The following is an 11685-nucleotide window of genomic DNA, read 5'->3' as shown; positions in this document are numbered from 1 at the left end:
AGCGGGAGCACAGGCTATGCGCAGCATCGGCTCGTACCTCACCACCCAGCCTTGGCGCTGGCTCGGCTACAGCCTCGCTCTGCTGCTGTGGCTAGTGCTGGAGTTGTTCTTGATCGCTTGGGCTGGCACGCTCTGGCGCGAAGACCAAACGCCCCAGCAAGCGGCACCACCAGGACGCTGGGTTGCCGCCCATGATGTCGATGTGTACGTGCAAGAGTTCGGCAATCCCCAAGACCCGCCCATGCTGCTGGTGCACGGCACCGGGGCATGGAGTGGCACCTGGGTGAGCAACACCAGCGCCATGGTGCAAGCGGGCTACCGCGTCATCGCAGTGGATTTACCACCTTTTGGCTTTAGCACGCGACCCGCTAACCGCGACTATTCACGCCCAGCGCAGGCCCAGCGCTTGGCCGCACTGCTGCGCCATTTGCAGTTGCCACCCGCCATCGTGCTGGGGCATTCGTATGGTGGAGGCCCTGCGGCCGAGTTGGCGATGCGCGCACCCGAGCAGGTCCGCGCCTTGGTATTGGTCGATGCCGCTTTGGGACTGCAAGAAAGCCCACCAGCACCGAGCAAACCAGCGTCTGGGAGCGCTGCGCAAACGCTGCTGGCGCTACGCTCTTTGCGCAGCGCCATGGTGGCCAGCGTGGTTCTGCAACCCAGTCTGAGCAGCTACTGGCTGAGCCAATTTGTCGCCCGCACCGAGGTCGTTACCCCGGAGCGAACCGCTATTTACCAACAGCCATTTCGGGTGCGCCAATACAGCGCCAGTTTGGGCGATTGGGCCTACCAATTCGCCTTTGACGACCATGGCAACGCCAGCCAACAAGCGCAGCAGTGGCAGCGCCTTCGCATGCCGCTGCACATCATGTGGGGGGCCTTGGATAGCGTCACACCGCTGGAGCAAGCCCAAACACTGCACCGCTTAGTACCGCACAGCACCTTGGATGTACTGCAGGGCGTTGGCCATATTCCCCAGATTGAAGATGTGGCGCTGTTCAACCAACGCCTGCAAGCGTGGCTTGTCACCCAGCGCGCCATGGCTACTGACTAGCGCTGGGGACTGGTGGGTCTTAGCTGCGCTGTGCTTTGCCCTGCAAAGCCTGTGCGCAGGCTTGGCACACCTGCTGCGCCAGTTGGTGCAGGGCTTGCCAGCCATCGAGTGGCCAATCGGGACGCTTGAGTCCTTTGACGATGCCATCGACTGCGTGCGCCGCTTGCAGCCACTGGCTCACTTGGCTAGCCTCCAAGCGCGGTAACAGGCGCTCGAACAAACGCTCTTTGTTGCCCCATATGCGGTTCTCGCGCAAGGCCATGGGCATGGGCTTGCCGCTTTGCAAAGCCAGCTTGACGCGCTGCAAGGCACGGATGTCTTCGGCCAGTGTGTAGTGCACCAACACCTCGGCCTCACCTTCGGCTTGCAGCCCGTCGAGCATGCGCTGCACCCGTGCCAGCTGGCCTGCCAGCACCGCGTCGCTGAGCTTGAAGACGTCGTAGCGTGCCACATTGAGCACCGCTTGTTCTACTTGTTCGTACGTCAGTACCGGGTGCTGATCAGGGGGGTAGAGCAAAGCCAGCTTCTGGATCTCTTGGTGCGCGGCCAACAAGTTGCCCTCCACCCGGTCGGCAAAGAACTGCAGCGTGTGCTGCCCAGCCTCACCCGCTTCCACGCGCTGGCCTTGGGCACCCAAACGCTGGGCAATCCAGTTGGGCAAGGCAGCGCGCTCCAGCGTGTCGAGCTGGATGCTGGCGCCGTTTTGCTCCAGCGCCACAAACCATGCCGTGCTCTTGGTGGCTTTGTCCAAGCGCGGCAGCACCACCACGGTGAGGGTGCTGTCGTTGCCCACAGCGTCTTGGGCCACCTGCTGCAGAGCCACGCTGCCGTCTTTGCCGGGCTTGCCGCTGGGAATGCGGATCTCCACGATCTGCTTGTCGGCAAACAGGCTGAGCGAACCGCCTGCGGCCAGCACCGGACTCCAGTCAAAGTGGGCACCCGCCACGGTGTGCACGGTGCGCTCGGTATAGCCTTGGGCGCGGGCCGCTTGGCGGATGGCGTCCGCGGCTTCTTGCTGCAGCAAGGCTTCGTCACCATGCAGCACGTACAAGGGGCGCACCCCTCCTTGCAAGTGCCGCGCTAGCTGGTTGGCTGCAATTTGCATACGCTGGCTGGGCGAAAAAGCGGGTCAGTCCGGATCGACCACGTTCAGCGTGTGAACAGCAGCCAAGCGGTAGAGAATTTGTTGCGCTATGTCTTGCCGCATTTCTTTGAACAGCAAGTTGGCCTCTTCCCCCTTGGCCCCGGCAGTGGTTTCCGAATAGCTCATGTAGCGCTGCTGCCAGAGCTTGAGTGGGCCAAGCACCACCTGCCCTTTGTCGTTGCGCAGCTGAAAACGCACATCGAGCTGCAGCAAATACTCGCGCACCAACCCCGTCGAAGTGGTTCCCACCACGGTTTGGTTTTGATCCTCGGTCAGGATATCGATGGTGGCCTGCGGCTTGTCGGCCCCGGCCACAACGGGCCGCACCCGTGACTTGAGGTACACAGCCAGTTCTTGCGCCAAAGCACTGCTAGCAGGGTTGAGACCCACTGTGTCAAACGCATAGGTCTGCTCTTTGCGCAGTGCAAAACCGCAGCCTGCCAGTTGCAGCACCACGGGCACTGCCACCAGCATGCACAGGCGTGTGACCCACGCACGGCGCACGCGGCCTGAACCAGAGGGATGCTGGCGGGTCGCATCGGGAGCGGGGTGCTGCACGGCCTTCATGCTCACAGCACCACGTTGACCAAGCGACCCGGCACCACCACCACCTTCTTGGGGGCAGCGCCGTTGGCCTGCGCCACCACACTGGCGTGGGCCAAGGCAGCGGCTTCGATGGTGGCCTTATCGGCATCGGCGCTCACGCGCACAGCGCCGCGCAGCTTGCCGTTGATTTGCAGCACCAACTCGATCTCGTCTTGCACCAGGGCTTGCGCATCCACTTGTGGCCAAGCGGCATCCAGAATGTCGCCCAACGAACCGGCGTAGCCCAGCTCCGACCACAGTGCGTGGCTCAGGTGCGGGGTGGCGGGGTAGAGGCAGCGCAACAGGATGCCAAAGCCCTCGATCAGCACTACTTCAGCACCCGCACTGTCGGTGGCCTTGAAGCCTTCGAGCGCGTTGAGCAGCTTCATGGCACCGGACACCACGGTGTTGTATTGCATGCGCTGGTAGTCAAAGTCGATCTGCTTCAAGATGCTGTGCACCTCGAAACGCAAGGCCTTGGCCTCTTGGCCAAACTGCACATCATTCAGGCTTGTAGCGCCCGCCACGCTTGCTTGAGCCGCTACAAAATCCATAGCAGACAGTTTGTGGCCAAAGTTCCATACACGGCGCAGGAAACGGTAGCTGCCTTCCACGGCGGCATCGTTCCACTCCAGCGTAGCCTCGGGCGGTGCGGCGAACATGGTGTACAGGCGCGCGGTGTCGGCACCGTACTGCTCGATCAGCACCTGCGGATCGACGCCGTTGTTCTTGGACTTGGACATGGTGCCTACGCCCTCGTAGTCGATGGCCGTGCCCACGGGCAGCAGACCATCGGCACTGTCCACCGCGTTCTTGAGCTTGGCACCGACAATCTTGCCGCCAGCGTCCAGCACATGCTCCACGTCGTGCGGCCAGAAGTATTCCTTGCCGCCCTTGGCGGTGCGGCGGCTGTAGATGTGGTTGAGCACCATGCCCTGGGTGAGCAACTTCTGGAACGGCTCGTCCACCTTCACCAGCCCCAAGTCGCGCATCACCTTGGTCCAGAAACGGGCGTACAGCAAGTGCAGGATGGCGTGCTCAATCCCGCCGATGTACTGGTCCATGGGCATCCAGTACTGGGCACCATCGGCCACCATCGCGTCCGCGTTGGTCGGGTCGCAGTAGCGCATGTAGTACCAGCTAGAGTCCACAAACGTGTCCATGGTGTCGGTCTCGCGGCGCGCAGGTTTGCCGCACACGGGGCAAACCACACCGGCGTGGAAGCCTTCGTGCTTGACCAGCGGGTTGCCGCTGCCATCGGGCACGCAGTCCTCGGGCAGCACCACGGGCAGGTCTTTCTCAGGCACCGGCACGGCGCCGTGCTCCTCGCAGTGGATGATGGGGATAGGCGTGCCCCAGTAGCGCTGGCGGCTAATGCCCCAGTCGCGCAAGCGCCAGGTGGTTTTCTTCTCGCCTAGGCCTTGGGCGGCCAAGTCGGCTGCTACGGCATCGACCGCATCCTTGTAGGCCAAACCATCGTATTTGCCGGAGTTCACTGTCACCGCGCGCTGCTTGTCGCCATACCAATCAGCCCAGCCTTGCAACGAGAAGGTTTCGCCTTCCACTGCGACGACCTGCTTGATCTCAATACCGTACTTCAGCGCAAACGCAAAGTCGCGCTCGTCATGCGCGGGCACGCCCATCACTGCGCCGTCGCCATAGCCCATGAGCACGTAGTTGCCCACCCACACCTGCACCTTGCCGCCTGTCAGCGGATGGGTGACGTACAAGCCCGTGGGTTGGCCCTTCTTCTCTTGCGTGGCCAGCTCGGCCTCGGTGGTGCCGCCGGTCTTGCATTCGTCGATGAAGGCTGCCAGCGCAGGGTTGCTGGCAGCCGCGTGGGCAGCCAGCGGGTGCTCGGGCGCTACGGCGCAGAAGGTCACGCCCATGATGGTGTCGGCACGGGTGGTGAACACATAGAGCTTGCCGCCCTGAATCAACTCGCCATCGGCACCTTGGATGTCGTGCTTGAACGCAAAGCGCACGCCTTCGCTCTTGCCGATCCAGTTTTCTTGCATCAGGCGCACGCGCTCAGGCCAGCCGTGGAGGGTGGCTTTGTCGTTGCCCACTTGCACGTGGTCGAGCAGTTCTTGCGCGTAGTCGGTGATCTTGAGGTAGTAGCCGGGAATCTCGCGCTTTTCCACCAGCGCGCCGGTGCGCCAGCCGCGGCCATCGATCACCTGCTCGTTGGCCAGCACGGTTTGGTCCACCGGGTCCCAGTTCACCACCTGGGTCTTGCGGTAGGCAATGCCTTTTTCCAGCATCTTGAGGAACAACCACTGGTTCCACTTGTAGTACTCGGGCTGGCAGGTCGCGACTTCGCGGCTCCAGTCGATGGCCAAGCCCATGGCCTGCATCTGGCCTTTCATGTAGGCGATGTTCTCGTACGTCCACTTCGCTGGCGGTACTTTGTTCTTGAGTGCGGCGTTTTCAGCAGGCAGACCAAACGCGTCCCAGCCCATGGGCATGAGAACGTTGTAGCCCTTCATGCGCAGGTAGCGCGTGAGCATGTCGTTGATGGTGTAGTTGCGCACGTGGCCCATGTGCAGCTTGCCCGAGGGGTAGGGCAGCATGGAGCAGGCGTAGAACTTGTTCTTGCTCTGGTCTTCGGTCACGCGGTAGGCGCTGCGACCATTCCACAAAGGCTGTGCCCAGTGCGCGTGGGCTGCTTTTTCGACGTCGGTGTGCTGGTATTTGTCTTGCATCCCGCGATTTTAGGGGGTGCGGCCTCTGTGCCGCCCGCCGTTGTACCTGCAAGCACGCTGATACAGTGCAGTGCAGACAGCGCTTGCGTGCATCTTGGTACTGGCGGCCTGCGGTTTTAAGGTAGGGATCGTGTCCTTTTCCCCTGCTTGGAACACTATCATGCCCACACTCCCGCCCCTGTCTAGCACCCTTGTCACGGCCTCGGCCCTGCTGCCTTTTCTCACGTACTGCATGGTCATGTCCATCACGCCCGGCCCCAACAATGTGCTACTGACCAACACCGGGGCGCAATTTGGCTATCGCCGTGCCGTGCCCCAAATACTGGGCAACTGCACAGGGGTGGCCTTGCTCACCCTGCTGTGCTGCTTGGGGCTGGGGCAGCTTTTTGTGCTCTACCCCTGGCTGCAAACGGGGCTGCGCGTGGGTGGCACGCTGTATTTGCTCTATTTGGCCTACCAATTAAGCCGGGCTACGCTGCAGGCAGGCCGGGCGGTGCAACCCTTGTCGTTTTGGCAGGGCTTGGGCTTTCAGGCCATCAACCCCAAGAGCTGGGTGCGCGCGGTCACAGTTGCTACCGTATTCACTCCCAGTGACATGGGGCTGCTACCAGCCACCTTGCTGCTAAGCAGCTTGGGTTTTGCGGTTGGCTTTCCTTGTACATCGGTCTGGGCCTTGTTTGGTACCTTGCTGCGCCAACAACTGCAAGAGCCGCGCAAGCAACGCTGGTTCAATGCGCTTATGGCCGCCTTGCTGGTGTGGTTGGCCATAGGCTTTTGGTGGTGAAAGCAATGCGCTAAGCTGGCCCCATGATTGCCATAGACCGCCAATCCACCACGCCGCTCAGTGACCAGATAGAGCAGCGTTTGCGCCAGTTGGTGCAGGGCGGGCTGTTGCCCGCAGCGAGCCGCTTGCCTTCCATTCGCCAATTGGCAGGGCAGTTGGCCGTGAGCCCCAACACCGTGGTGCTGGCCTACGACCGCCTGATGGCGCTGGGTTTGATCGAATCGCGTGGCACGGCAGGGTATTTTGTGCGTGCGCAGCAGCCCCCACACGATGGCGATGCCAGCGTGCTGGAAGCCGGCGACATGCAAGACGGCGTGTGGCTGGCCCAACAAGCCAATGACCTGCGCCCGGGCATGCTGCTGGCCAGCAGTGGGGTGCTCCCGCCTGCGTGGTTGGCCGATGCCATACCAGCCACCACCGTGCAGCGTGCACTGGCCAGAAGCCCTGCCGGCATGGCCTCGCGCTGCCCACCGCAGGGCCTGCTGGAGCTGCGAGAGCACATTGCCAGCCTGCTGCGCGACACAGGTGTGCCCGTGGACGCTGGCCGCATCATGACCACCTATGGCGCTACCCACTCCATCGACCTGATCTGCCGCACCTTTGCCCAAGCGGGTGATGCGGTGCTGGTGGAAGACCCCGGTTATTTTTTGATGCTGGAGCGGCTGCGCCAGCAAGGCCTGCGCCCCATCCCCATCCGCCGCACGCCCGACGGACTGGATGTGGAACAACTGCAAGCGGCCTGTATAGAGCACCGCCCGCGCCTGCTGTTTGTGCAAACCGCACTGCACAACCCAACTGGCTGGAGCAGCAGCGCAGCCAACTTGCACCAACTGCTGGTACTGGCACGCCAACACCAACTGCTGCTGGCAGAGGACGACGTGCATGGGCATTTTTATGCCGGGCACACGCCGCGCCTAGCCAGTTTGGCGGGTTTGGAAGGGGTGATCTACTACTCGAGCTTTTGCAAGGCGCTCAGCCCCAGCGTGCGTTTGGGCTATCTGGCCGCAGAGCCTGCGCTACTCAAAGCCCTGCTGCGGGAAAAAATCTGCTCGGTCATGACATGCGGGGCGCTGAACGAATACGTGATGCTGGAAGTGCTGGCCGCCGGACGCTGGCGCAAACACTTGGCACGCTTGCAGACACGCATACACAAAGCCCGTGTGCACAGCACCCGGCTGCTGCAAGAGGCAGGCATTGCCCTAGACCACCCGGGCGCTGGGGGCATTTTTTTGTGGGGACGGGTGCCCGACGGGGTGGACATGGATGTGCTGCTGCAAGACGCTTACAGCAACCACATCGTGCTGGCCAAAGGATCGGCTTTTTCCAGCAGCCATGCGTTTGATCGGCACATCCGCTTCAATGTGGCGTTTAGCCAGCATCCGCAGTTGAGCCAGTATTTGCAAGCGCGTTTTGCGCTATTGGCTCAGGGCTTGCGTACCGCGACGAATCCGATGCGGCTCAAACCCGACTTATTGGCCAAGCCCATCACTTCGGCCACGCGGCCATAGGCCACGCTGGCATCGGCGTGCAATTGCACTTCGGTGTTGGCATCGCTGCCCGCAGCGGCTTGCATGGCCTGCTGCAAATCGGCCAAAGTAGTGGCGCGCTGGTTCAGCCACAGGCGACCTTGCGCGTCCAACTCCACGCGCAGCACCGGGTTGCTGGCCGTCGATGCCACCGCATCGGTGCGGGGCAACTGCAGCCGCAAGCTGCTGAGCATGAGGGGCGCTGTGACCAAAAATATCACCAATAACACCAACATCACGTCAATCAAGGGCGTCATGTTGATGTCGCTCAGCGCAGGGGGAGCAGCCCCCTCTTTGGCTTGGCTACTAAAACGCCCCAAAGCCATGGCTTATGCCTTGTCCACGGCAGTATCTGTTGCCGTTTGTGGTGTTTGCGTTGTTTGTGCCATGTTGGCAGATGGTGCCCAAGCCAACAGGTCATGGGCCAAGCCATCAAGGGTGCTCTCTAGCTGCGCCACCCAACGGCCCAGCAAGTTGTAGCCCAGTGCAGCAGGAATGGCCACCAGCAAGCCAAACGCCGTCATGATGAGTGCCTCGCCCACCGGGCCTGCCACTTGGCCAATGCCCTGCACCTGCCCGCCGGACAAGCCCAGCAGCGCGTGGTAGATGCCCCAGACGGTGCCCAGCAAGCCAACAAAGGGCGCGGTGGTGGCCACAGTGGCCAACCACGTTTGCCCCCAGCGCAGGCGCTGCTGCACCGCTGTCAAGGCATTGCGCAACTGGCGCGTGCGCTGCACAGTGGCATCGGCTTGTCCACCGAGCTGCTGGACATGGCCCAACTGCAGGGCCTGTAGCAATGGTGTGAATACCAGCTCGCCATCCCACAACTGAGCGGCGCGCTCAGCGCTGGCCCAATCGGCGGCCAGCCAAAACGCGGCTGTACTGCGGCGCAGACCGCGCTCTACCTGCCACAGCGTCCATGCCTTCCAGACAATCAGGAACCAGCTGGAAATGGAGGCCAGCAACAGCAGCAAAGCCACCACCCAGCTCAGGGCGTCGCCGTGCAGCAAGGAGGTGGGCATGGTGCGGGCCTTTAGTTTTTGGGCAAGCCCAGTACGTCGAACATGTCGTACAGCCCGCTTTTCTTGTCGGCCAAGAAACGCACGGCGCGCAAGCTGCCTTGGGCGTAGGTGGCGCGGCTGCTTGATTTGTGGCTGATCTCGATGCGCTCACCGGTACCGGCAAAGAGCACGGTGTGGTCGCCCACGATGTCACCACCACGGATGGTGGCAAAACCGATGGACGATGGATCGCGCTCACCCGTCACGCCTTCGCGGGCGTAGACGGCGCACTCTTTCAGGTCGCGGCCAATGGCCTCGGCTATCACTTCACCCATTTTGAGCGCAGTGCCCGATGGCGCATCCACCTTGTGGCGGTGGTGCGCTTCAATGATTTCGATGTCGTAGCCTGTGGACAGCGCCTTGGCAGCCATTTGCAACAGCTTGAGCGTGACGTTCACGCCCACGCTCATGTTGGGAGCCATCATGATGGGGATGTGCTTGGCGTATTCTTCGATCTGCGCCTTTTGCTCGGGGGTGAAGCCAGTGGTGCCAATGACCACGGCTACACCCAGCGCACGGCACACCTCCAAGTGCGCCAGCGTGCCTTCAGGACGGGTGAAGTCGATCAAGGCTTGCGCGCCTTGCAGACCTGCACGCACATCTGACTGAACCAACACACCACTGGCTTGGCCCGTAAAGGCGGAAGCGTCTTGGCCAATTTCAGACGAACCAGGCAAGCCCAAAGCGCCAGCCAAACTGCAATCATCGGTGGCCATGACAGCCTCAATCAGCATACGGCCCATGCGGCCGGACGCACCGGCAATAGCGATGCGGTGGGTCATGAAAAAACTCCTTTATTGGGAAACAGGTTCCAGCGGCGGATAGGCCTTGCTGGGGGCGGCAACAGTGTCGGTACTGCTGGTGCTAGTGGTGTTGCTTGGCTCGGTATTGCGAGCTGGCAGCTTGTCCGATGGCGCTGTGAGCTCAGGCAGTGGCCCTTTGACCTGCAGCGACTTGAGAGTGGCTACAAAGTCGTTTTCGCTGGGCAAGGCGTCGGCATCGATGCTGTCTACTTTGTCCCCCTTGAACCACACCGTTACACGGCGCGATTGCTCAGGTGCACCTTGGCGGCGAAAGGTAAACACATAGTCCCAGCGATTACCGTGGAATACGCTGGTGAGCAAAGGACTGCCCAGAATGTCTTGCACGTTGTTGCGGGTCATGCCCACTTGCACAGCGGCGAGTTGTTCACGCGTGACCACATTGCCCTGCACCACGTCGATGCGGTAGGGCTCCACGCGTTTGCTCAGGTCTAGGGCTTGGTCTTTTACCGAGGCGCAGGCCACCAGTGCCACGGCACAGGCCACGAGTGAAGCATTGCGAAGAAGCTGCATGTCTGAAATCCAGAGGATATGATTGTTCCATTGTACCGAGCAGCCCCCAAGCCCTTAGCCAGCAAAGAATTACCATGAGCATTCAAGAACTCAAAAGCACCGGCCTCAAAGCCACCGTCCCCCGCCTGAAAATACTGGAGGTTTTTCAGCGTGGTTCACAACGCCACATGACGGCCGAAGATGTTTTTCGCGTCTTGCTCGACGAGCGCTCGGATATTGGCTTGGCCACGGTGTACCGGGTGCTGATGCAATTTGAACAAGCAGGTATTCTGAGTCGCAACCACTTCGAGAGTGGTAAGGCGGTGTACGAGCTCAACGAAGGCCAGCACCACGACCACTTGGTCTGCTTAGACTGTGGCCGAGTGGAAGAGTTCTACGACGCCGAGATTGAAAAACGCCAGCAAGCCGTCGCCAAAACGCGTGGTTTTGCCATTGCCGATCACGCATTGAGCCTGTACGCCCACTGTACGCGCGGCGGCAAGTGCGAGCACCGCAACAAAAGCAACGAATAAACGCCCCCACAAAAAAGGCCTCGTCAGAGGCCTTTTTCCATAGCGCGGCGGTGGCGCTCGACAAATTCTTGGTAGGTATCGATGCCGCGCAACTGCAAAATGGTGTTGCGCACCGCCGCCTCTACCAGCACCGCAATGTTGCGGCCTGCAACCACTTGGATCACCACCTTGCGCACAGGAACACCCAAAATGTCTTGGGTCAGCGGCTCGTAGGGCAAGCGCTCGTATTCACGCTCCAAGGTCTCTTTGCGCACCAAATGGACGATGAGTTTGAGGCGCATTTTGCGGCGTACCGCGGTTTCGCCAAAAATGGCTCGAATATCGAGCAAACCAATGCCACGCACTTCCAGCAGATTCTGCAAGAGCTCTGGGCAGCGGCCCTCAATAGTGGTTTGATTGATGCGAAACAAGTCCACTGCGTCGTCAGCCACCAAGCCGTTACCGCGTGAAATCAACTCCAAGCCTAGCTCGCTCTTGCCCAAGCCCGATTCACCGGTGATGAGTACACCCAAGCCCAAAATATCCATGAACACGCCGTGCATGGAAATGCGATCGGCAAAGTGCTTGGACAAATAGGCACGCAAGATGTCGATGACAAAAGCCGAGGACTCTTTGGTTGCGAACATGGGGATTTGCGCCCGTTCGCACATGGACACCAAGGCTTCTGGCGCTGGCTGGCCATCTGCCAAAACAATAGCTGGCGGTTCCAAGGTGACAATGCGGGAGATGCGCCGTGCGGCGTCTTCTGCTGTGGCATTGCCTAGGTAAGCAATTTCACGTTCGCCCAGCACTTGCACACGGTAGGGGTGGATGTAATTGAGATACCCCACCAAATCCGCACTGGAGCGAGCAGCCTTGATGGCTACTTCATCAAACCGGCGCTCTGAGGCCCCCAAACCCGCAATCCATTCCCAGCGCAAATAGCCCCGAAACTCTTCAAACAGGGCATCTGCGCTGACTACGGCGGCTTTCATGGAGGC

Annotated in this window: 12 protein-coding genes; 4 read left to right on the top strand and 8 right to left on the bottom strand. The window is 61.0% G+C overall.

The window, feature by feature from the left end; genetic code table 11:
- Window positions 1-16 precede the first annotated feature (16 nt).
- Window positions 17-1054, top strand: a complete 1038-nt coding sequence (locus KIK84_RS09015) for an alpha/beta fold hydrolase (protein ID WP_214122728.1) — start codon at window positions 17-19, stop codon at window positions 1052-1054.
- A 19-nt stretch (window positions 1055-1073) separates the two neighbouring features.
- On the opposite strand, the gene holA is transcribed toward KIK84_RS09015, so the two are convergent.
- From holA to leuS, 3 genes are read right to left on the bottom strand one after another with little or no spacing between them, the layout of a single operon-like run.
- Entirely contained in the window at window positions 1074-2159 is a 1086-nt protein-coding gene (gene holA / locus KIK84_RS09010) for a DNA polymerase III subunit delta (protein ID WP_214122727.1), read from the bottom strand.
- A 24-nt stretch (window positions 2160-2183) separates the two neighbouring features.
- Window positions 2184-2765 (bottom strand): LPS-assembly lipoprotein LptE, encoded by a 582-nt coding sequence (locus tag KIK84_RS09005; RefSeq protein ID WP_214122726.1) that lies wholly within the window; start codon window positions 2763-2765, stop codon window positions 2184-2186.
- A 2-nt stretch (window positions 2766-2767) separates the two neighbouring features.
- Entirely contained in the window at window positions 2768-5488 is a 2721-nt protein-coding gene (leuS, locus tag KIK84_RS09000; protein ID WP_214122725.1) for a leucine--tRNA ligase, read from the bottom strand.
- A gap of 160 nt (window positions 5489-5648) precedes the next feature.
- Here leuS and KIK84_RS08995 point away from each other — a divergent pair, with 160 nt between their 5' ends.
- Window positions 5649-6272: a LysE family translocator gene (locus KIK84_RS08995; RefSeq protein ID WP_214122724.1), complete on the top strand. Its 624-nt coding sequence runs from the start codon at window positions 5649-5651 to the stop codon at window positions 6270-6272.
- 23 nt (window positions 6273-6295) lie between these two features.
- Window positions 6296-7780, top strand: a complete 1485-nt coding sequence (locus KIK84_RS08990) for an aminotransferase-like domain-containing protein (RefSeq protein WP_214122723.1) — start codon at window positions 6296-6298, stop codon at window positions 7778-7780.
- Here the strand turns inward: KIK84_RS08990 and KIK84_RS08985 are convergent.
- The 4 genes from KIK84_RS08985 to KIK84_RS08970 are packed head-to-tail and all read right to left on the bottom strand — an operon-like array spanning window position 7696 to window position 10193.
- The gene (locus KIK84_RS08985; protein WP_214122722.1) at window positions 7696-8124 is read right to left on the bottom strand and encodes an ExbD/TolR family protein; all 429 of its coding nucleotides are present in this window, start codon (window positions 8122-8124) and stop codon (window positions 7696-7698) included. The genes KIK84_RS08990 and KIK84_RS08985 overlap by 85 nt on opposite strands.
- Window positions 8125-8127: 3 nt before the next feature.
- Window positions 8128-8820: a MotA/TolQ/ExbB proton channel family protein gene (locus KIK84_RS08980; protein WP_214122721.1), complete on the bottom strand. Its 693-nt coding sequence runs from the start codon at window positions 8818-8820 to the stop codon at window positions 8128-8130.
- An 11-nt stretch (window positions 8821-8831) separates the two neighbouring features.
- Entirely contained in the window at window positions 8832-9641 is an 810-nt protein-coding gene (dapB, locus tag KIK84_RS08975) for a 4-hydroxy-tetrahydrodipicolinate reductase (protein WP_214122720.1), read from the bottom strand.
- A gap of 12 nt (window positions 9642-9653) precedes the next feature.
- Entirely contained in the window at window positions 9654-10193 is a 540-nt protein-coding gene (locus KIK84_RS08970) for an outer membrane protein assembly factor BamE (protein WP_214122719.1), read from the bottom strand.
- A 74-nt stretch (window positions 10194-10267) separates the two neighbouring features.
- Here KIK84_RS08970 and fur point away from each other — a divergent pair, with 74 nt between their 5' ends.
- Entirely contained in the window at window positions 10268-10705 is a 438-nt protein-coding gene (gene fur / locus KIK84_RS08965; protein WP_214122718.1) for a ferric iron uptake transcriptional regulator, read from the top strand.
- Between the two features lie 23 nt (window positions 10706-10728).
- On the opposite strand, the gene hprK is transcribed toward fur, so the two are convergent.
- Window positions 10729-11679 (bottom strand): HPr(Ser) kinase/phosphatase, encoded by a 951-nt coding sequence (gene hprK / locus KIK84_RS08960; protein WP_214122717.1) that lies wholly within the window; start codon window positions 11677-11679, stop codon window positions 10729-10731.
- Between the last annotated feature and the right edge of the window lie 6 nt (window positions 11680-11685).

The organism is Curvibacter sp. CHRR-16, assembly GCF_018474005.1.
Lineage (GTDB): Bacteria > Pseudomonadota > Gammaproteobacteria > Burkholderiales > Burkholderiaceae_C > Allorhodoferax.
Note: the sequence above shows the minus strand (reverse complement) of the source record. Positions and strands in the feature narration are given on the sequence as shown.

What these genes read in the sequence shown, in the direction of transcription:
- KIK84_RS09015 (WP_214122728.1), top strand. Translation starts at nt 17, where the DNA reads ATGCGCAGCATCGGCTCGTACCTCACCACCCAGCCTTGGCGCTGGCTC.
- holA (WP_214122727.1), bottom strand. Translation starts at nt 2,159, where the DNA reads ATGCAAATTGCAGCCAACCAGCTAGCGCGGCACTTGCAAGGAGGGGTG.
- KIK84_RS09005 (WP_214122726.1), bottom strand. Translation starts at nt 2,765, where the DNA reads ATGAAGGCCGTGCAGCACCCCGCTCCCGATGCGACCCGCCAGCATCCC.
- leuS (WP_214122725.1), bottom strand. Translation starts at nt 5,488, where the DNA reads ATGCAAGACAAATACCAGCACACCGACGTCGAAAAAGCAGCCCACGCG.
- KIK84_RS08995 (WP_214122724.1), top strand. Translation starts at nt 5,649, where the DNA reads ATGCCCACACTCCCGCCCCTGTCTAGCACCCTTGTCACGGCCTCGGCC.
- KIK84_RS08990 (WP_214122723.1), top strand. Translation starts at nt 6,296, where the DNA reads ATGATTGCCATAGACCGCCAATCCACCACGCCGCTCAGTGACCAGATA.
- KIK84_RS08985 (WP_214122722.1), bottom strand. Translation starts at nt 8,124, where the DNA reads ATGGCTTTGGGGCGTTTTAGTAGCCAAGCCAAAGAGGGGGCTGCTCCC.
- KIK84_RS08980 (WP_214122721.1), bottom strand. Translation starts at nt 8,820, where the DNA reads ATGCCCACCTCCTTGCTGCACGGCGACGCCCTGAGCTGGGTGGTGGCT.
- dapB (WP_214122720.1), bottom strand. Translation starts at nt 9,641, where the DNA reads ATGACCCACCGCATCGCTATTGCCGGTGCGTCCGGCCGCATGGGCCGT.
- KIK84_RS08970 (WP_214122719.1), bottom strand. Translation starts at nt 10,193, where the DNA reads ATGCAGCTTCTTCGCAATGCTTCACTCGTGGCCTGTGCCGTGGCACTG.
- fur (WP_214122718.1), top strand. Translation starts at nt 10,268, where the DNA reads ATGAGCATTCAAGAACTCAAAAGCACCGGCCTCAAAGCCACCGTCCCC.
- hprK (WP_214122717.1), bottom strand. Translation starts at nt 11,679, where the DNA reads ATGAAAGCCGCCGTAGTCAGCGCAGATGCCCTGTTTGAAGAGTTTCGG.